The organism is Escherichia sp. TC-EC600-tetX4 (assembly GCF_019356055.1).
In the GTDB taxonomy this organism is placed as follows: domain Bacteria; phylum Pseudomonadota; class Gammaproteobacteria; order Enterobacterales; family Enterobacteriaceae.
In genome coordinates, this window is sequence record NZ_CP079924.1 from 2,847,641 (window position 1) to 2,867,125 (window position 19,485).

A 19,485-nucleotide genomic window follows, 5' to 3' on the forward strand; every position below is an offset into this window, starting at 1 on the left:
ACATCTGTCATAGAGAGTGACTCAATGGATCGTATTGTTAGTTCTTCACATGACCGTACATCACTGCTTAGCACCCATAAGGTGCTGCGTAATACCTATTTTCTGCTGAGCCTGACGCTGGCCTTTTCGGCGATTACCGCAACTGCCAGTACGGTGCTGATGCTGCCATCTCCGGGTCTGATTCTGACGCTGGTGGGTATGTATGGTTTGATGTTCCTGACCTATAAAACGGCGAATAAGCCGACCGGGATTATCTCCGCATTCGCCTTTACCGGTTTTCTGGGTTATATCCTCGGACCTATTCTGAACACCTATCTGTCTGCCGGAATGGGTGACGTAATCGCTATGGCACTGGGCGGAACGGCGTTAGTGTTCTTCTGCTGCTCTGCATATGTGCTGACCACCCGCAAAGATATGTCGTTCCTCGGCGGTATGCTGATGGCGGGTATTGTGGTGGTGCTGATTGGTATGGTTGCGAATATCTTCCTGCAGCTGCCTGCTCTGCATCTGGCGATCAGCGCGGTCTTCATTCTGATCTCCTCTGGCGCTATCTTGTTTGAAACCAGCAACATCATTCATGGCGGTGAGACGAACTATATTCGTGCCACGGTTAGCCTGTATGTTTCGCTGTACAACATCTTCGTCAGCCTGCTGAGCATTCTGGGCTTCGCTAGCCGCGATTAATCTCACCCGCTAACACTTTCATAGCCTCGCTTTATGCGGGGCTTTGTTTTTTGTTACACTGCCGCCAGTCTGATTAAGGTAGTAATAATTATGCTGATCTTCGAAGGTAAAGAGATAGAAACGGATACCGAAGGCTATCTCAAAGAAAGCAGCCAGTGGAGTGAGCCGCTGGCTGTGGTGATTGCAGAGAACGAAGGGATTTCGCTGTCACCGGAACACTGGGAAGTGGTGCGTTTTGTGCGTGATTTCTATCTGGAATTCAATACTTCTCCGGCGATTCGTATGCTGGTAAAAGCGATGGCGAATAAATTTGGCGAAGAAAAAGGTAACAGCCGCTATTTATACCGACTGTTTCCGAAAGGTCCGGCTAAGCAAGCCACCAAAATTGCTGGCCTGCCAAAACCGGTAAAATGTATTTAACGGATACGAAAATCGGTTAATTCCCCCGAGGGATGATGCGGCTCGCTGAGCACCCGTTCTACACGCGCAGAACGCGGGCCGCCACTCTTTAACCACTGCATTAATTTTTCCACCTGCCCTTCTTCACCGCAAGCAACCACTTCCACGCTGCCATCGTCAAGATTTTTGGCGTACCCGGTTAAACCCAGTCTTTTCGCTTCGTACTGTGTGGTGTAGCGAAATCCTACGCCCTGAACTCGCCCGTAAACCCAGGCAATTATGCAGACTTTCGACATTGCTGCTCTCCTTATCCTTAATGGACGCGTTGCAAATCCATGGAAAACTCCGGACAATGACGCCCATTTCTTTGCATCGACAGAAAAGTAAATTATGAGTGTACGTTTAGTGTTAGCCAAAGGGCGCGAAAAATCATTACTTCGTCGCCATCCGTGGGTCTTTTCCGGGGCCGTTGCCCGCATGGAAGGTAAAGCCAGCCTCGGTGAAACCATCGATATTGTTGATCATCAGGGAAAATGGTTAGCACGCGGCGCTTATTCGCCAGCTTCGCAAATCCGGGCGCGCGTCTGGACGTTTGACCCGTCTGAGTCTATCGACATTGCTTTTTTTTCCCGCCGTTTGCAACAAGCACAAAAATGGCGTGACTGGCTGGCGCAAAAAGATGGCCTCGACAGCTATCGTTTAATCGCCGGAGAATCTGATGGCCTGCCGGGTATTACTATCGATCGTTTCGGTAATTTTCTGGTGCTGCAACTGCTGAGTGCTGGGGCAGAATATCAGCGCGCGGCATTAATTAGTGCCCTGCAAACGCTGTACCCGGAATGTTCGATTTACGATCGCAGCGACGTCGCGGTACGTAAAAAAGAAGGAATGGAGCTGACCCAGGGCCCCGTCACCGGCGAGTTGCCACCTGCCCTGCTGCCGATTGAAGAACACGGAATGAAACTGCTGGTGGATATTCAGCACGGACACAAAACGGGCTACTACCTGGACCAGCGTGATAGCCGCCTGGCTACCCGCCGCTACGTTGAAAATAAACGTGTGCTGAACTGTTTCTCCTATACCGGTGGTTTCGCCGTATCGGCACTGATGGGCGGTTGCAGCCAGGTTGTCAGCGTTGATACCTCCCAGGAAGCGCTGGATATTGCACGGCAGAACGTTGAGCTGAACAAACTGGATCTGAGCAAGGCTGAGTTTGTCCGTGATGATGTCTTTAAATTGCTGCGTACTTATCGCGATCGCGGTGAAAAATTTGACGTTATCGTGATGGACCCGCCGAAGTTTGTTGAGAATAAAAGCCAGTTGATGGGCGCGTGTCGTGGTTATAAAGACATCAACATGCTGGCGATTCAGCTGCTGAATGAAGGCGGTATTCTCCTGACTTTCTCCTGTTCCGGTCTGATGACCAGCGATTTATTTCAGAAAATCATCGCGGATGCCGCAATTGATGCCGGTCGTGATGTACAATTTATAGAGCAGTTCCGTCAGGCAGCCGATCATCCGGTGATCGCTACCTATCCGGAAGGGCTATATCTGAAAGGGTTTGCCTGTCGCGTCATGTAACTTGAAATGTGGAATTTTACCCTTATATCAAAGGTAAAGATTTCCCGGGAGGTGACTATGATTGCCAGCAAATTCGGTATCGGCCAGCAGGTCCGCCATTCCCTGTTAGGTTATCTCGGAGTGGTCGTGGATATCGACCCGGTTTATTCGCTCTCTGAACCGTCGCCTGATGAGCTGGCGGTGAATGACGAGCTTCGCGCCGCTCCGTGGTATCACGTAGTGATGGAGGACGATAACGGCCTACCGGTTCATACCTACCTGGCTGAAGCCCAGCTAAGTAGCGAATTGCAGGATGAACATCCTGAACAGCCATCCATGGATGAGCTGGCGCAGACCATCCGCAAACAACTCCAGGCCCCGCGTCTGCGTAACTAATCCCTGAACAAATCCCCGGAAGGTTTTTGCCTTCCGGGGATTTTTTATTTGGCCAGGCCCAGGCGAGGGATCTCAATAGCCGGGCAGCGATCCATCACCACATTTAACCCGGCATCCCGTGCCAGTACTGCCGCTTGCTCATTAATCACCCCCAGTTGCATCCAGAGAGTTTTCGCGCCAATGGCAATAGCTTCCTGTGCCACGCCCCACGCCGCTTCTGAATTACGGAAAACATCGACCATATCGACTTTTTCCGGAACGTCTGCCAGCGTGCCATACCCCTTCTGGCCCAGCAGCGTTTTGCCGGCAACTTTTGGCGAAACCGGAATGACGTGATACCCCTGGTCGAGTAGATATTTCATCACGCGATAGCTGGGACGATCGGGTTTGTCGCTTGCCCCCACCAGCGCAATGGTGTGAGTGGACGTTAAAATGCCTGCAATATCGGTTTCTTTCATTATTTCCTCCAGACTGTTTAACAAAGTGTACGACAAAGCCGACATGCCAACCATGCAGCTAATACGAATGAATGAGAGCAAAAGCGGGAAATATGTCTATATGTTAGTAAGTATGATTAAAGAAAAATTTTGACACATTATTATTCGGGCGGTCTTTTGACAGGAGCTACCTATGAAAACCGGCATCGTGACCACCTTGATTGCATTATGTTTGCCGGTATCCGTTTTTGCCACCACGCTGCGGCTTTCAACCGATGTCGATCTTCTGGTACTCGACGGCAAGAAGGTTTCCAGCTCTCTGCTGCGCGGTGCGGACAGCATTGAACTGGATAATGGACCGCATCAGTTAGTGTTTCGCGTTGAGAAGACGATTCATCTTTCCAATAGTGAAGAACGGCTGTATATCTCCCCACCGCTGGTGGTCAGTTTTAATACCCAGCTCATCAACCAGGTCAATTTTCGCCTGCCTCGCCTGGAGAATGAGCGGGAAGCTAACCATTTTGATGCCGCGCCGCGCCTTGAATTGTTGGATGGCGATGCGACGCCGATTCCGGTAAAGCTGGATATTCTCGCCATTACCTCAACGGCAAAAACGATTGATTATGAGGTCGAGGTTGAACGCTATAACAAATCCGCGAAACGCGCTTCACTACCGCAATTTGCCACGATGATGGCAGATGACAGTACGCTGCTTTCGGGTGTTTCCGAGCTGGATGCTATTCCACCGCAGTCTCAGGTGCTCACAGAACAACGGCTGAAGTATTGGTTTAAACTGGCTGACCCACAAACGCGAAATACTTTCCTGCAGTGGGCGGAAAAACAACCATCTTCCTGAGATTTTTGTGCCTGTGCGCAGGCTTTTTCGGTCTTTATCTTGCAGCGATAAGTGCTTACAGTAATCTGTAGGAAAGTTAACTACGGATGTACATTATGGAACTGACGACTCGCACTTTACCTGCGCGGAAACATATTGCGCTGGTGGCACACGATCACTGCAAACAAATGCTGATGAGCTGGGTGGAACGGCATCAACCGTTACTGGAACAACACGTACTGTATGCAACAGGCACTACCGGTAACTTAATTTCCCGCGCGACCGGCATGAACGTCAACGCGATGTTGAGTGGCCCAATGGGGGGTGACCAGCAGGTTGGCGCATTGATCTCAGAAGGGAAAATTGATGTATTGATTTTCTTCTGGGATCCACTAAATGCCGTGCCGCACGATCCTGACGTGAAAGCCTTGCTGCGTCTGGCGACGGTATGGAACATTCCGGTCGCCACCAACGTGGCAACGGCAGACTTCATAATCCAGTCGCCGCATTTCAACGACGCGGTCGATATTCTGATCCCCGATTATCAGCGTTATCTCGCGGACCGTCTGAAGTAATATTGCACAGGTGGCAAACGCCACCTGTTTCTTACGGTTTTCTCGCCACCGGCACATCCAGATTTTTCAGTATTTCCACAAAGGGAGAGGGATTCTCTTTGTTAAACAGTGCCCATACCCGATGGCGTGCCCGGGTCAGCGCCACGTACATTAACCGCCGTTCTTCAGCGTCCGGGAAATCCTCAACCGGTGGCAGTAGCGCCTCTTCCATAATCGACTCCCGCGCCGCAGCCGGAAAACCATCACTTCCCTCCTGCAAGCCAACGATGATGACGTAATCCGCCTGTTGCCCTTTGCTGGCATGAATGGTCATAAAGTCGATTTGCAACTTCGGCCAGCGTGTTGCCGCTTTTTCCAGGCTGGCAGGCCTCATGTGATGGTAACGCGCCAGGATCAGAATGCGCTCTTCCGGTTTGGCATAACCAGAGAGCTTATCCAGCAAAGCGTCAAGTTGACTCTCATCCAATAACGTGACGGCTTTTTTGTCTCCATTGGTTAAGCTGTTTAGCGGCTTTTTCAGCTGGCCTGGGTTCTGCTGAATAAACCGGTTTGCCACCTCACCGATACGACTGTTAAAACGGTAAGTCGTGTCTAAATCACAGCGTTCGCCTTCACCAAAGTTTTCATGGAAAGCGGTGGTGAGCGACATTTGCGCACCGCTGAATCGGTAAATCGCCTGCCAGTCATCACCAACAGCGAACAACGTCGTCTGACTGTTTTGCTTGCGTAATGCCGCTAACAACGCTGCCCGCTGCGGCGAGATATCCTGAAATTCATCAACCAGAATATGCTTCCACGGGCTGATAAAGCGACCTTTCTCCAGAATCACAATCGCCTGATGAATAAGGCCCGAAAAATCGACAGCGTTTTCTGCCTTCAGCGCACCTTTCCAGGCTTTTAATAACGGGGCCATCAACTTGATACGTTTACTGAACAGATCGCGAATCTCTTCGGGTGCACTGGCAATCATTTCTGCCTGTGCACCACCGTGCATCCGCATCAGACTTACCCAGCGATCGAGGCGAGAGGCAAGGCGACGCTGTAATTTTTCATCATCCCAGAAGTTACCTTCTGGCACTGACCACTGCATTTCTTCCGTCAGCCATTGCCGCCAGCCCTTCGCCTGCGCTTTCTTTTCGCTGCATTGCTTGCGCCACTCAGCAATAAAGAGTTCATGACGGGCAGCGGTATCATTTTCCAGTTTGCTGACTATCGGAACTTTTTTGCTGCCCTGCTGAATAATATGCAGCGCCAGCGCATGAAACGTGCGTGCGGTAATGTCTTCGGTATGTAGCCGTTCGCGAATCCGCTCGTCCATCTCTTCAGCGGCTTTGCGACCAAACGCCAGCAATAAAATTTGCTCAGGGGACGCTTCACCACGCGCCAGCAACCAGCCTGCACGGGCCACCAGCACCGACGTTTTTCCGCTTCCTGCACCTGCCAGCACTAACAGAGAATGCTCGCCATTAACGACTGCCCGGGCCTGCGCCGGATTCAGCGGTGAAGACTCGACCTGGCGGAAAAAATCCGCATACTCGGTAAGCATGGCTTCGGTATACGCCTGGTTATGCTGCAACCGAGCGCTTTCAATATCTTTCAACCAGGCCTGACATTTACGCCACGCCTCACGGCAGTTATCGAATTCTTCCAGTCGGTTAACCGGCAACGGCAACGCCGACAAAGCCTGGCGGATTTGTTGCTGCACGCCAGAGGTTTGCTCACGCGTCAGCCATTTATTTTCCCCAGTGCGCGTGGCAATCAAATCCAGTTGCTGGCGTAAAACACCAGACGCAATTTCGCTCATCTCGCCACTCCACCGCCGCCAGTGAGCATCAAGATGATGGTAAAAACGCTGCGTCTCGCCCCATTCGGTGCCGTGCAGACGCACCACTTTTTCGTCCGGCAGTACAAATTCCAGCTCGCCCCATACCAGACCGCGCTTACAGTGAATCGCCAGTAATTGATTGAAAGGAATAAGGTATTCGTGGCGATCGCCGGAGACTTTAATCCCGGCATTGAGGATCACCGCCCGATCGTAAGGGTGCTGTGCCAGACGTTTTCCAAGCGTTGTCGCTTTCAGTTCCATGACTCTGTAGATCCACACGAAATTATTTCTTATCAGTGTAACCGTCAGAGAAAACGTGCTCCAGCCCAAAAAAACGTTACAATTGCCGCCCATTACTGAAAACCACAGTAAAGCGAGGTTTTATGCGTACCGTTTTGAACATTCTGAACTTTGTGCTTGGCGGATTTGCCACCACTCTGGGCTGGCTGTTGGCGACTCTGGTCAGTATTGTGCTGATTTTTACCTTACCGCTGACACGATCCTGCTGGGAGATCACTAAACTGTCTCTGGTGCCTTATGGCAATGAAGCTATTCATGTCGATGAACTGAACCCGGCTGGCAAAAATGTGCTGCTGAATACTGGCGGTACGGTATTGAATATTTTCTGGCTGATTTTCTTTGGCTGGTGGTTATGCCTGATGCACATTGCAACGGGCATCGCACAATGTATTTCAATCATTGGCATTCCTGTCGGCATTGCGAACTTTAAAATTGCCGCTATTGCACTATGGCCGGTTGGTCGTCGCGTGGTATCGGTAGAAACAGCGCAAGCTGCGCGTGAAGCCAATGCACGTCGTCGTTTTGAATAATCCACTAATATGGCCTTTATGCTAAGTCCTTTGCTCAAACGCTATACCTGGAACAGCGCCTGGCTGTATTACGCGCGTATTTTTATTGCGCTTTGTGGAACCACAGCGTTTCCGTGGTGGCTGGGTGATGTAAAACTGACGATTCCGCTAACGCTGGGGATGGTGGCAGCGGCGCTGACCGATCTCGATGACCGACTGGCGGGACGTTTGCGTAACCTCATCATTACGCTGTTCTGCTTTTTTATCGCCTCGGCCTCAGTAGAATTGCTGTTTCCCTGGCCCTGGCTATTTGCGATTGGCTTAACGCTCTCTACCAGCGGCTTCATTTTGCTCGGCGGTCTGGGTCAACGCTATGCAACAATTGCCTTCGGTGCATTGCTGATCGCCATTTACACTATGTTGGGAACATCACTGTATGAGCACTGGTATCAGCAGCCGATGTATCTGCTGGCCGGTGCCGTCTGGTACAACGTCCTGACACTTATTGGTCATCTGCTGTTCCCGGTCCGCCCGCTGCAGGACAACCTGGCGCGTTGCTATGAACAACTGGCGCGTTATCTTGAGCTCAAGTCGCGCATGTTTGATCCTGATATTGAAGATCAAAGCCAGGCACCGCTGTACGATTTGGCTCTCGCCAACGGTCTGCTGATGGCGACATTGAATCAGACGAAACTCTCGCTGCTGACCCGCTTACGTGGCGATCGTGGTCAACGGGGAACGCGTCGCACGCTGCATTATTACTTTGTCGCACAGGATATTCACGAGCGTGCCAGCTCTTCTCATATTCAGTATCAAACATTGCGTGAACATTTTCGCCACAGCGACGTGCTGTTCCGTTTTCAGCGGCTGATGTCGATGCAGGGCCAGGCGTGCCAGCAACTGTCACGCTGTATTTTGTTGCGTCAGCCTTATCAACATGATCCGCATTTTGAGCGCGCTTTTACGCATATTGATGCTGCGCTGGAGCGGATGCGCGATAACGGCGCACCCGCCGATTTACTCAAAACACTGGGATTTTTGCTGAACAATTTACGCGCCATTGATGCCCAACTGGCAACAATTGAATCAGAACAGGCCCAGGCACTACCCCATAATAATGACGAAAATGAGCTCGCTGATGACAGCCCGCACGGGTTGAGTGATATCTGGCTGCGTCTTAGCCGTCACTTCACGCCGGAATCCGCCCTCTTCCGTCATGCGGTAAGAATGTCGCTGGTGTTGTGCTTCGGCTACGCCATCATTCAGATAACCGGAATGCATCACGGGTATTGGATCTTGCTGACAAGTTTGTTTGTCTGCCAGCCAAACTATAACGCCACGCGCCACCGCCTGAAGTTAAGGATTATTGGTACGCTGGTAGGTATCGCCATTGGCATTCCTGTGCTGTGGTTTGTGCCATCACTGGAAGGGCAGCTGGTGCTGCTGGTTATTACCGGCGTGCTCTTTTTTGCCTTCCGTAACGTGCAATACGCTCATGCAACGATGTTCATCACACTTTTGGTGCTACTGTGTTTTAACTTACTGGGTGAAGGTTTTGAAGTAGCGTTACCTCGCGTAATCGATACGCTGATTGGTTGTGCCATTGCGTGGGCGGCAGTGAGCTACATCTGGCCTGACTGGCAGTTTCGCAATCTGCCGCGCATGCTCGAACGCGCCACAGAGGCCAACTGTCGGTATCTCGATGCCATACTGGAGCAATACCATCAGGGGCGTGATAACCGTCTGGCGTATCGTATTGCCCGCCGCGATGCACACAACCGTGATGCTGAGCTGGCGTCGGTGGTATCAAATATGTCCAGCGAGCCGAACGTTACCCCGCAAATTCGCGAAGCCGCGTTTCGGTTGCTGTGCCTTAACCATACGTTTACCAGCTATATCTCAGCCCTCGGTGCTCACCGGGAGCAGTTAACTAATCCTGAAATTCTGGCGTTTCTTGATGACGCAGTTTGCTATGTTGATGACGCGTTACATCATCAACCTGCTGATGAAGAACGCGTCAATGAGGCATTAGCTAGCCTGAAACAGCGGATGCAGCAACTTGAACCACGGGCAGACAGCAAAGAACCTCTGGTCGTACAACAAGTTGGATTATTGATTGCATTACTGCCTGAGATTGGTCGTCTGCAACGCCAGATTACTCAAGTTCCGCAGGAAACTCCTGTTTCGGCGTAAGAGAGTCAGCCCATTCTGCAAGCTCCTGGCGGCGTGCCACCGGGAGCGCAGCTTCATGAATGCCGATAATGGCACCTTCAAGCATAAACAGAATCTTTTCTGTCACCAGACTGTTTTGCTGCCGCAGTCGCAACCAACACATTTTTGCCCCAAGTATACGTAACGCCCGTACATCCTTAATCCCCACCTCCCCGAGAATCGCTTCCAGATGAAAAGACATATTGGGCAAATCTTTCAGTCTTTCCCGGGTATTGCGCGTGCTTTTCTCTTTCAGCGCTGCATCGAGAGAATATTTCGACAGACGCACCAGCTTCAGTTGATTTCGCCATAGACTTTCATCAACCCGATAGTAATTGAGGGTAACGGATCGGCCACACTTTTTATATGTCAGCCAGACAGGCGGATGTTTTACACAGTACTGTGCACTTTGCTCACAAGCCCGAAGATACAACTCACCATCAGAAACCATCGCAAACACCGTGTCGTCAACGGTCAGGCTGTAACTGCCAAACAATGATCGGTATTCAATTGTGCCCAACGTTGCCAGGTATTCTTGTGATTTATAGATCCGCTTATAGGAGAGGCTTTTCATAAAATTCCTTTTAAAATCATAACATAAAAGAATGATTCACATTAACGGATCCGTTAACTACGAAAATAGGCAACTTATTCTTAAGGGGCAAGATTAATTTATGTTTTCCCGTCACCAACGACAAAATTTGCGAGGCTCTTTCCGAAAATAGGGTTGATCTTTGTTGTCACTGGATGTACTGTACATCCATACAGTAACTCACAGGGGCTGGATTGATTATGTACACTTCAGGCTATGCACATCGTTCTTCGTCGTTCTCATCCGCAGCAAGTAAAATTGCGCGTGTCTCTACGGAAAACACTACAGCCGGGCTTATCAGTGAAGTTGTCTATCGCGAAGATCAGCCCATGATGACGCAACTTCTACTGTTGCCATTGTTACAGCAACTCGGTCAGCAATCGCGCTGGCAACTCTGGTTAACACCGCAACAAAAACTGAGTCGGGAATGGGTTCAGGCATCTGGGCTACCCTTAACGAAAGTAATGCAGATTAGCCAGCTCTCCCCTTGCCACACTGTGGAGTCAATGGTTCGCGCTTTACGCACGGGCAATTACAGTGTGGTGATCGGTTGGTTGGCAGATGATTTGACTGAAGAAGAGCATGCTGAACTTGTTGATGCGGCAAATGAAGGTAACGCTATGGGGTTTATTATGCGTCCGGTAAGCGCATCCTCTCACGCCACGAGACAACTTTCCGGGCTAAAAATTCACTCTAATTTGTATCATTAAGTAAATTTAGGATTAATCCTGGAACTTTTTTTGTCGCCCAGCCAATGCTTTCAGTCGTGACTAATTTTCCTTGCGGAGGCTTGTCTGAAGCGGTTTCCGCGATTCTCTTCTGTAAATTGTCGCTGACAAAAAAGATTAAACATACCTTATACAAGACTTTTTTTTCATATGCCTGACGGAGTTCACACTTGTAAGTTTTCAACTACGTTGTAGACTTTACATCGCCAGGGGTGCTCGGCATAAGCCGAAGATATCGGTAGAGTTAATATTGAGCAGATCCCCCGGTGAAGGATTTAACCGTGTTATCTCGTTGGAGATATTCATGGCGTATTTTGGATGATAACGAGGCGCAAAAAATGAAAAAGACAGCTATCGCGATTGCAGTGGCACTGGCTGGTTTCGCTACCGTAGCGCAGGCCGCTCCGAAAGATAACACCTGGTACACTGGTGCTAAACTGGGCTGGTCCCAGTACCATGACACTGGTTTCATCAACAACAATGGCCCGACCCATGAAAACCAACTGGGCGCTGGTGCTTTTGGTGGTTACCAGGTTAACCCGTATGTTGGCTTTGAAATGGGTTACGACTGGTTAGGTCGTATGCCGTACAAAGGCAGCGTTGAAAACGGTGCATACAAAGCTCAGGGCGTTCAACTGACCGCTAAACTGGGTTACCCAATCACTGACGACCTGGACATCTACACTCGTCTGGGTGGCATGGTATGGCGTGCAGACACTAAATCCAACGTTTATGGTAAAAACCACGACACCGGCGTTTCTCCGGTCTTCGCTGGCGGTGTTGAGTACGCGATCACTCCTGAAATCGCTACCCGTCTGGAATACCAGTGGACCAACAACATCGGTGACGCACACACCATCGGCACTCGTCCGGACAACGGCATGCTGAGCCTGGGTGTTTCCTACCGTTTCGGTCAGGGCGAAGCAGCTCCAGTAGTTGCTCCGGCTCCAGCTCCGGCACCGGAAGTACAGACCAAGCACTTCACTCTGAAGTCTGACGTTCTGTTCAACTTCAACAAAGCAACCCTGAAACCGGAAGGTCAGGCTGCTCTGGATCAGCTGTACAGCCAGCTGAGCAACCTGGATCCGAAAGACGGTTCCGTAGTTGTTCTGGGTTACACCGACCGCATCGGTTCTGACGCTTACAACCAGGGTCTGTCCGAGCGCCGTGCTCAGTCTGTTGTTGATTACCTGATCTCCAAAGGTATCCCGGCAGACAAGATCTCCGCACGTGGTATGGGCGAATCCAACCCGGTTACTGGCAACACCTGTGACAACGTGAAACAGCGTGCTGCACTGATCGACTGCCTGGCTCCGGATCGTCGCGTAGAGATCGAAGTTAAAGGTATCAAAGACGTTGTAACTCAGCCGCAGGCTTAAGTTCTCGTCTGGTAGAAAAACCCCGCTGCTGCGGGGTTTTTTTTGCCTTTAGTAAATTGAACTGACTTTCGTCAGTTATTCCTTACCCAGCAATGCCTGCAGATCCTGCTTCAGAGAAGACATTTTATTCGCGTATTTCTCTTTGTTTTCCGCATCTTCAATCAGCTGAACAATCGTTTCAGAAAGCGTTTTACCGCGACGCTGCGCAAGACCAGCCAGACGTTGCCAGACAATAAATTCCAGATCGATCGATTTTTTGCGCGTATGCTGGTGTTCCGCATTAAAATGGCGCTTTCGTCTTGCCCGAATGGTTTGCTTCATGCGATTGACCAGTTCCGGATTCATATGCTTGTCAATCCAGCCATTTACCAGCACGGGTTCATTTTCCAGCGAGAGCAACACATCGACGGCTTCCTGGGCGGCACTGGCTTCTATGTAACGGGTGATTAACTCCCCTTCGCGATGCTTCTTAACCAGATACTTCCATTTCCAACCGCTTTCAAGATTTTCAAGTTGTTGATATTTCATAGCGATCTCAATGTTACCGTGTAACTCTTTACAGAATATCAGCTTTTTAGGCCAGTGAAGAAAAGAATCTCCATCCTGTGAGCTTTAACGCCCATGCCAGGAGTATTGTCGGTGCTTTCTACGTGTGCTGTAGTGCCGGTTACGGTATAATCGCGGCTTTGACAACAGACTAAAAAACATCAACTTTGACCATTACGAAACTTGCATGGCGTGACCTGGTTCCTGATACCGATAGCTATCAGGAAATATTTGCTCAGCCACATTTGATTGACGAAAACGATCCTTTATTCAGTGATACTCAACCGCGGCTGCAATTTGCGCTGGAGCAGTTGCTGCATACGCGAGCATCCTCCTCTTTTATGCTGGCGAAGGCCCCGGAAGAGTCTGAGTATCTGAATCTTATTGCCAATGCCGCGCGTACGCTACAAAGCGATGCAGGCCAACTGGTGGGCGGTCACTATGAGGTTTCCGGCCACTCCATCCGCTTACGTCACGCAGTGAGTGCAGATGATAATTTTGCGACTTTAACGCAAGTTGTCGCTGCCGACTGGGTAGAAGCGGAGCAACTCTTTGGCTGCCTGCGCCAGTTTAATGGCGACATTACCCTGCAGCCTGGTCTGGTGCATCAGGCAAATGGCGGTATTCTCATTATCTCTTTGCGTACACTGCTGGCGCAACCTCTGCTGTGGATGCGGCTGAAAAATATCGTTAACCGCGAGCGTTTTGACTGGGTTGCGTTTGATGAGTCGCGCCCTCTCCCCGTCTCTGTGCCTTCGATGCCATTGAAGCTGAAAGTCATTCTGGTAGGCGAACGCGAATCATTGGCTGATTTCCAGGAGATGGAGCCAGAGCTTTCAGAGCAGGCTATTTATAGCGAATTTGAAGATACTCTGCAGATTGTCGATGCGGAGTCAGTAACCCAGTGGTGTCGCTGGGTGACATTTACCGCCAGACATAATCACTTACCTGCACCGGGAGCGGATGCCTGGCCGATACTTATCCGCGAAGCAGCACGCTACACCGGTGAACAAGAAACACTTCCGCTTAGCCCGCAGTGGATCCTCCGCCAGTGTAAAGAGGTCGCCTCCCTGTGTGATGGCGACACCTTCTCCGGCGAGCAGCTAAACTTAATGCTGCAGCAGCGTGAATGGCGCGAAGGTTTCCTCGCTGAACGTATGCAGGATGAGATCCTTCAGGAGCAAATCCTGATTGAAACCGAAGGCGAACGCATCGGGCAAATTAACGCCCTTTCGGTCATTGAATTTCCGGGTCATCCACGCGCTTTTGGCGAACCTTCTCGCATTAGCTGCGTTGTGCATATTGGCGATGGTGAATTCACCGACATCGAACGCAAAGCGGAGCTTGGCGGCAATATCCATGCGAAAGGGATGATGATCATGCAAGCGTTCCTGATGTCGGAACTACAGCTTGAGCAACAGATCCCCTTCTCAGCATCGCTGACATTTGAGCAGTCATACAGTGAAGTTGATGGAGATAGTGCCTCGATGGCTGAACTCTGCGCCCTGATAAGCGCCCTCGCCGATGTGCCGGTGAATCAGAGTATCGCTATCACAGGTTCAGTCGATCAGTTCGGTCGCGCCCAGCCGGTCGGTGGTTTAAATGAGAAAATCGAAGGCTTCTTTGCTATTTGCCAGCAACGTGAGTTAACCGGGAAACAAGGTGTCATTATCCCCACAGCTAACGTTCGCCATTTAAGTCTTCACAGTGAACTGGTGAAAGCGGTAGAAGAAGGCAAATTCACCATCTGGGCAGTAGACGATGTGACTGACGCACTGCCGTTATTATTAAATCTGGTGTGGGATGGCGAAGGCCAAACGACGCTGATGCAAACCATCCAGGAACGTATCGCGCAAGCATCGCAACAGGAAGGACGTCACCGTTTTCCATGGCCATTACGTTGGCTGAACTGGTTTATTCCGAACTGATCGGACTTGTTCAGCGTACACGTGTTAGCTATCCTGCGTGCTTCAATAAAATAAGGCTTACAGAGAACATGGTAGATAAACGCGAATCCTATACAAAAGAAGACCTTCTTGCCTCTGGTCGCGGTGAACTGTTTGGCGCTAAAGGCCCGCAATTGCCAGCACCGAACATGCTGATGATGGACCGTGTGGTCAAAATGACCGAAACGGGTGGTAACTTCGACAAAGGGTATGTTGAAGCAGAACTGGATATCAATCCGGATCTGTGGTTCTTCGGATGCCACTTTATTGGCGATCCGGTTATGCCGGGATGCCTGGGCCTGGACGCAATGTGGCAGCTGGTAGGGTTCTACCTCGGCTGGCTGGGCGGCGAAGGTAAAGGCCGCGCGCTGGGCGTTGGCGAAGTGAAATTCACTGGTCAGGTACTGCCGACAGCGAAAAAAGTGACCTACCGTATTCACTTTAAACGCATTGTTAACCGTCGTCTGATTATGGGCCTGGCGGATGGCGAAGTGCTGGTTGATGGTCGTCTGATCTATACCGCCAGCGACCTGAAAGTCGGTCTGTTCCAGGATACGTCTGCCTTCTGATTATAATCAGACAGAGTATCAAAAGGCGAAACCTCCGCAATGCGGAGGTTTCTTTTTAAAGAGACAGAATCAGGCCATTACTACCCTGTCCGCCATGGCTTCTCGCCAGCCTCCCAGCCATTGTGACCTTTGATTCAGCGTCTGATAGGGACACATTTCTTTTGAGCGTCCGGCGATGCCGGCCTGATAACCACGTTGATGTGCCCGTTCCAGGCGATCTCGTTTTTGTCTCTTCATGCCTCGTTTCCCTCATACTGGTTTCTGGTGGAAAAGAAAACAGTGATTACTAAATGTGCAATCACAGTTAAGCAATACCGCGAATCATAACTGCCGTCAATGCGCAAAATTCACGCCACTGTCATATTTGTGAGCTACACGGGCATGTCGGTTGTACAAAAAATGTGAAGAGGAACAAATTTTTCCGCACGTTAGAGACAAAAAAACCGCCTCAGGCAACATACCGGAGACGGTTATATTTACAAATCTTTATAATTAAGGTAGACGCTTTATCTCTTGTGCAATAGAAGCGGCTTCCTGACTCCAGACACCGGCCAGCACTTTAACCATCTCATCGTAACCATCCTGAGTTTGCACTCCTTCCAGACGGAACGGACGTTTGATCAGTTGTCCCTGGTGGTTCAACAGCCACTCACCACTGACAATGACCTTGCCATCATAGCGACCGTTAAACTCCGTTACGGTAACATTGAGCGTGTCCTGGGCGCTTCCCAGAGGCTGGGAGGCAACCACCCAGCCGGGCAGTTGCGTACTCAGGTTGGCAACCAGGGTGTTGCGCAACTGTTGATCCAACGGGCTGGCCCACAAGTTGTTGTTGGCAATCACATACTTCACATCACTGGTTTGATAAACCACACCATTCCCCGCCAGATAGTCAGGAACAGTGACCTGCTCTACCCATAACAGACGATTGCCCTGGCTGGCGGTACTTTGTGTACCGCTCTGCACCACAGGTAACTGGTAATAGTTTTTATTAATTTCGCCGGAGCTGCATCCGGCCAGCCACAGTGCTGCAATCGTCACTAGCCACTTTTTCATTGTTTCGCCCTCTTCGGCTCTGGATCTTTTTTGTCCTTCGCTTCAAATACCAGCGCGTTACTCTTCTCATTGAGCGTTTTCAGCACCGGTTGCAGTTCTCGCAACACCTGATCAAGGCGCTGCATATCCGCCACCATCTTGTTGTAGGCTGCGGAGCCAGGCTGGAAGCCCTGCATGCTGCGATTCAATTCACGCAACGTTGACTGCATATCCGTCGGCAACTGCTGCATCGACTGGCTAGCGAGGATCTTGTTCATGCTATCCAGCGTCGTTTGCAGGTTTTTCATTGTGCGCTGACTTTCAGAAAGCGTACTGGTTGCCTGTTCAATCATCGGATTCAATGGCAGTTTGTTGATCTTATCCAACGCTTCCATCAGTCGTTGCTGGATTTGCGCCAGGCCGCCGCTAACGGTCGGGATAATCTGATAACCATTAAATTCACGAATACCGGTTATTGCAGGCGTATTTGGATAGAAATCGAGATCAACATACAGTGCACCAGTGACCAGGTTTCCGGTTTTCAGCGATCCGCGTAAACCACGTTTCAACAATTCGCCAAGGTGCTCAACAACATCCGCATTTTCGCCAAGCTGCATTTTCAGCCGCTCTGGCTCGATACGAATCAGTACCGGAATACGGTAATCATCGTTAAATGTCTGACGCATATTCGGCGCAAAGAATGGCACTTTGCTTACGGTACCCAGGCGAATACCCCGGAACTCTACCGGAGCTCCCGGTTGCAGACCGCGTACCGAATCTTTAAAGAACATCAGATAATCAATGTGATCGGTGTACAACGAATCCTGAATGCTCTTCTGATCATCATACAAAACGAAAGCTGTTTTCGGTGCCACTGGCTGCCCTAAATCCAGACCTTCCGGCACATCAAAGCTGACACCGCCACTCAGCAGCGTTGTCAATGAGCCCATCTCCACACGCATCCCTGCTGACGTCAGATCAACCGCAATGCCACTATCTTTCCAGAAGCGAACATTGTTGGTCACCAGTCGGTCATAAGGTGCATTGATGAACAGTTGATAGCTGATATTGCGTTTTTGTGTATCGAAGGTGCTGGTTTCAACCGAACCTACCCGATAGCCACGGAACAGCACCGGATCTCCTGGCGAGAGCTGCCCGGCTTTTTTGCTATCGAGAATCACACGGATACCTTTCGCATCAGGCGGGGCCAACGGTGGCGAGTCCAGCAAATCGTATTTATCCATTTTGCTGCCTTTCGCGCCTGGCTGCAGTTCGATATAAACTCCAGACAGCAGCGTTCCCAGGCCGCTAATCCCTTCGCGACCAATCTGCGGTTTCACCACCCAAAAGACGGTGTCTTTATGCAGCAATTTTTCCATACCGGAATTCAGCCGCGCTTTGATTTCAACGTGCGTCAAATCATCAGCCAGTGTGGCGCTTTCAACCACGCCGACGTCAACGCTACGGCTTTTAATGGTGGTTTTGCCACCTTCAATTCCTTCCGCATTCGCGGTGATCAGGGTCACTTCCGGTCCCTGATGGCTGTAATGATAAAAAAGAACCCAGGCCCCAATGAGCGCCGTGACGATAGGAAATATCCACACGGGAGACCAGTTCTTCACTTTCTGGATTTTGGCTTCCCCATTATTAGATTCCATACTGTCAGGACTCCTCATGCTCTGATTCAGGTTGACGATCCCACGACAAACGCGGGTCAAACGTCATAGCAGAAAACATTGTCATTATGACGACTAAAGCAAACATTAATGCACCCATTGCCGGATAAATACTCATTAAACCTCCCATACGCACCAGCGCCGAGAGCACCGCGATAACGAAAACGTCAATCATCGACCAGCGGCCTACAAACTCAACAACTTCATAAATCAAATGCATTCTTTCACTGTCGCGCTTGCCATGCCCTTTGGCATCCCAACACAGCCACGCGATGGCGATCATCTTTAACGTTGGCACCATAATACTGGCCAGAAAGATCACCGCAGCGACGGGATAAGAGCCTTCGCTCCATAACAGAATGACCCCAGCGAGAATCGTCGACGGCATCTTCGAGCCTAATAAATCCGTCACCATGATGGGCAAAATATTAGCCGGAAGATACAGCATGATGGACGTTACAAGCAGCGCGAGTGTCCACTGCAGGCTGTTTCTACGCCGAACGTACCCTTTGGTACTACAACGCGGGCACACGGGTTCATCAGCAGGAAGGATTGCCGTACAACAGGAGCACGAACGCAGCCCCTGACGTATCCCCGTGACGCCTGGTTTTAGCGGCTGGCGCAGTTCTGGCATCGGGGCGATGTCGTCCCATAACCAGCGACGATCAACGCACTGAAAAGCGCGCAGTTGCAGGACACAAAATAAACACCAGGGGAGAAAGCTGCTGCCTACCCCAATGCTGCCGTAAGCCATCAGTTTAACGAAACTGACCAGCACACCCGCGAGGAAAATCTCCGCCATTCCCCAGGTTTTGAGTTGAAAAAGCACCCGTGCCAGTTGCTCTTTTAAACGGACCGGTAATTCCGCGCGATTCACCAGTAACAGAATGGTTATCAGACAAAACGCGGGAACCAGTTGCACAAACAACAGGAAAAAGGTGCCGAGGCTGGCGTAGTCCTCAGAAAAAAGCACGCCGGGAATTTCCAGTAATGTAATTTCACTGGTAACTCCTGCAACGTTCATATTCACAAAAGGAAACAAGTTGGACAGCAACAGCATGAACAGTGCAGCCAACGCATAGGCGGTGGGACGCTGCCGAGGGGCATCCCACGCCACGGTTAACGTTGTGCCACACCGGGGACATGCCGCTTTCTGACCATGCTCAAGGCGCGGTAACGCCACCAGCATGTCACACTGCGAGCACAGGATGTGCTTCGCGGCATGATGATGTTCGCACATTGGTACTCCTTAATGATGCGCTATTTTACAGATGACTAACAAA

21 protein-coding genes are annotated in these 19,485 nt (G+C 50.6%); 12 read left to right on the forward strand and 9 right to left on the reverse strand.

Annotation, left to right across the window (positions count from 1 at the left end; genetic code table 11):
* Positions 1–24: 24 nt before the first annotated feature.
* Complete coding sequence (yccA, locus tag KXD89_RS13935) at positions 25–684, forward strand: FtsH protease modulator YccA (protein WP_000375136.1); 660 nt, start codon at positions 25–27, stop codon at positions 682–684.
* Positions 685–774: 90 nt separating this feature from the next.
* Positions 775–1,104 (forward strand): sulfurtransferase TusE, encoded by a 330-nt coding sequence (gene tusE / locus KXD89_RS13940; protein WP_000904442.1) that lies wholly within the window; start codon positions 775–777, stop codon positions 1,102–1,104.
* Here the strand turns inward: tusE and yccX are convergent.
* Positions 1,101–1,379, reverse strand: coding sequence for an acylphosphatase (yccX, locus tag KXD89_RS13945; RefSeq protein WP_000048252.1), 279 nt, complete (start codon positions 1,377–1,379; stop codon positions 1,101–1,103). The two genes, tusE and yccX, sit on opposite strands and share 4 nt — an antisense overlap.
* A gap of 94 nt (positions 1,380–1,473) precedes the next feature.
* Here yccX and rlmI point away from each other — a divergent pair, with 94 nt between their 5' ends.
* Positions 1,474–2,664, forward strand: a complete 1,191-nt coding sequence (rlmI, locus tag KXD89_RS13950) for a 23S rRNA (cytosine(1962)-C(5))-methyltransferase RlmI (protein WP_000116297.1) — start codon at positions 1,474–1,476, stop codon at positions 2,662–2,664.
* Positions 2,665–2,721: 57 nt separating this feature from the next.
* Positions 2,722–3,039 carry a heat shock protein HspQ gene (hspQ, locus tag KXD89_RS13955; protein ID WP_001295356.1) on the forward strand — a complete coding sequence of 106 codons (318 nt, stop codon included), beginning with the start codon at positions 2,722–2,724 and terminating at the stop codon, positions 3,037–3,039.
* 44 nt (positions 3,040–3,083) lie between these two features.
* On the opposite strand, the gene KXD89_RS13960 is transcribed toward hspQ, so the two are convergent.
* A complete protein-coding gene (locus tag KXD89_RS13960) occupies positions 3,084–3,497 on the reverse strand; it encodes a CoA-binding protein (protein WP_001301418.1) in 414 nt (137 codons plus the stop codon).
* Between the two features lie 172 nt (positions 3,498–3,669).
* On the opposite strand from KXD89_RS13960, the gene KXD89_RS13965 reads away from it, so the two are divergent.
* A complete protein-coding gene (locus KXD89_RS13965) occupies positions 3,670–4,332 on the forward strand; it encodes a DUF2057 family protein (RefSeq protein ID WP_000847791.1) in 663 nt (220 codons plus the stop codon).
* 95 nt (positions 4,333–4,427) lie between these two features.
* On the forward strand, positions 4,428–4,886 hold the full coding sequence (gene mgsA / locus KXD89_RS13970; protein WP_000424181.1) for a methylglyoxal synthase: 459 nt from the start codon (positions 4,428–4,430) through the stop codon (positions 4,884–4,886).
* A gap of 31 nt (positions 4,887–4,917) precedes the next feature.
* Here mgsA and helD read toward each other — a convergent pair whose 3' ends face one another.
* Entirely contained in the window at positions 4,918–6,972 is a 2,055-nt protein-coding gene (gene helD / locus KXD89_RS13975) for a DNA helicase IV (protein WP_001295354.1), read from the reverse strand.
* 122 nt (positions 6,973–7,094) lie between these two features.
* On the opposite strand from helD, the gene KXD89_RS13980 reads away from it, so the two are divergent.
* Both KXD89_RS13980 and yccS read left to right on the forward strand, forming a co-directional pair.
* Positions 7,095–7,541 (forward strand): YccF domain-containing protein, encoded by a 447-nt coding sequence (locus KXD89_RS13980; RefSeq protein ID WP_001261235.1) that lies wholly within the window; start codon positions 7,095–7,097, stop codon positions 7,539–7,541.
* Between the two features lie 9 nt (positions 7,542–7,550).
* A complete protein-coding gene (gene yccS, locus KXD89_RS13985; RefSeq protein ID WP_000875061.1) occupies positions 7,551–9,713 on the forward strand; it encodes a YccS family putative transporter in 2,163 nt (720 codons plus the stop codon).
* Here yccS and sxy read toward each other — a convergent pair.
* Positions 9,676–10,305, reverse strand: a complete 630-nt coding sequence (gene sxy / locus KXD89_RS13990; RefSeq protein WP_000839153.1) for a CRP-S regulon transcriptional coactivator Sxy — start codon at positions 10,303–10,305, stop codon at positions 9,676–9,678. The genes yccS and sxy overlap by 38 nt on opposite strands.
* A 218-nt stretch (positions 10,306–10,523) precedes the next feature.
* Here sxy and sulA point away from each other — a divergent pair, with 218 nt between their 5' ends.
* Both sulA and ompA read left to right on the forward strand, forming a co-directional pair.
* A complete protein-coding gene (sulA, locus tag KXD89_RS13995) occupies positions 10,524–11,033 on the forward strand; it encodes an SOS-induced cell division inhibitor SulA (RefSeq protein WP_000288710.1) in 510 nt (169 codons plus the stop codon).
* Positions 11,034–11,389: 356 nt separating this feature from the next.
* Entirely contained in the window at positions 11,390–12,430 is a 1,041-nt protein-coding gene (gene ompA, locus KXD89_RS14000) for a porin OmpA (protein ID WP_000750416.1), read from the forward strand.
* 75 nt (positions 12,431–12,505) lie between these two features.
* On the opposite strand, the gene matP is transcribed toward ompA, so the two are convergent.
* The gene (gene matP / locus KXD89_RS14005; protein WP_000877161.1) at positions 12,506–12,958 is read right to left on the reverse strand and encodes a macrodomain Ter protein MatP; all 453 of its coding nucleotides are present in this window, start codon (positions 12,956–12,958) and stop codon (positions 12,506–12,508) included.
* 185 nt (positions 12,959–13,143) lie between these two features.
* Between matP and KXD89_RS14010 the strand changes: the two genes are divergently transcribed.
* Together KXD89_RS14010 and fabA are read left to right on the forward strand one after the other, a co-directional pair.
* A complete protein-coding gene (locus tag KXD89_RS14010; RefSeq protein ID WP_000156518.1) occupies positions 13,144–14,904 on the forward strand; it encodes a Lon protease family protein in 1,761 nt (586 codons plus the stop codon).
* Positions 14,905–14,972: 68 nt separating this feature from the next.
* Positions 14,973–15,491 (forward strand): bifunctional 3-hydroxydecanoyl-ACP dehydratase/trans-2-decenoyl-ACP isomerase, encoded by a 519-nt coding sequence (gene fabA, locus KXD89_RS14015; protein ID WP_000227927.1) that lies wholly within the window; start codon positions 14,973–14,975, stop codon positions 15,489–15,491.
* Positions 15,492–15,560: 69 nt separating this feature from the next.
* On the opposite strand, the gene rmf is transcribed toward fabA, so the two are convergent.
* From rmf to pqiA, 4 genes are all read right to left on the reverse strand, one after another.
* Positions 15,561–15,728 (reverse strand): ribosome modulation factor, encoded by a 168-nt coding sequence (gene rmf / locus KXD89_RS14020; protein WP_000828648.1) that lies wholly within the window; start codon positions 15,726–15,728, stop codon positions 15,561–15,563.
* Positions 15,729–15,983: 255 nt separating this feature from the next.
* Positions 15,984–16,547, reverse strand: a complete 564-nt coding sequence (gene pqiC, locus KXD89_RS14025) for a membrane integrity-associated transporter subunit PqiC (protein WP_000759120.1) — start codon at positions 16,545–16,547, stop codon at positions 15,984–15,986.
* Positions 16,544–18,184, reverse strand: a complete 1,641-nt coding sequence (gene pqiB / locus KXD89_RS14030; RefSeq protein ID WP_000445533.1) for an intermembrane transport protein PqiB — start codon at positions 18,182–18,184, stop codon at positions 16,544–16,546. The genes pqiC and pqiB overlap by 4 nt, the downstream gene beginning before the upstream one ends.
* 4 nt (positions 18,185–18,188) lie before the next feature.
* Positions 18,189–19,442 (reverse strand): membrane integrity-associated transporter subunit PqiA, encoded by a 1,254-nt coding sequence (pqiA, locus tag KXD89_RS14035; RefSeq protein WP_000333176.1) that lies wholly within the window; start codon positions 19,440–19,442, stop codon positions 18,189–18,191.
* Positions 19,443–19,485: the final 43 nt, after the last annotated feature.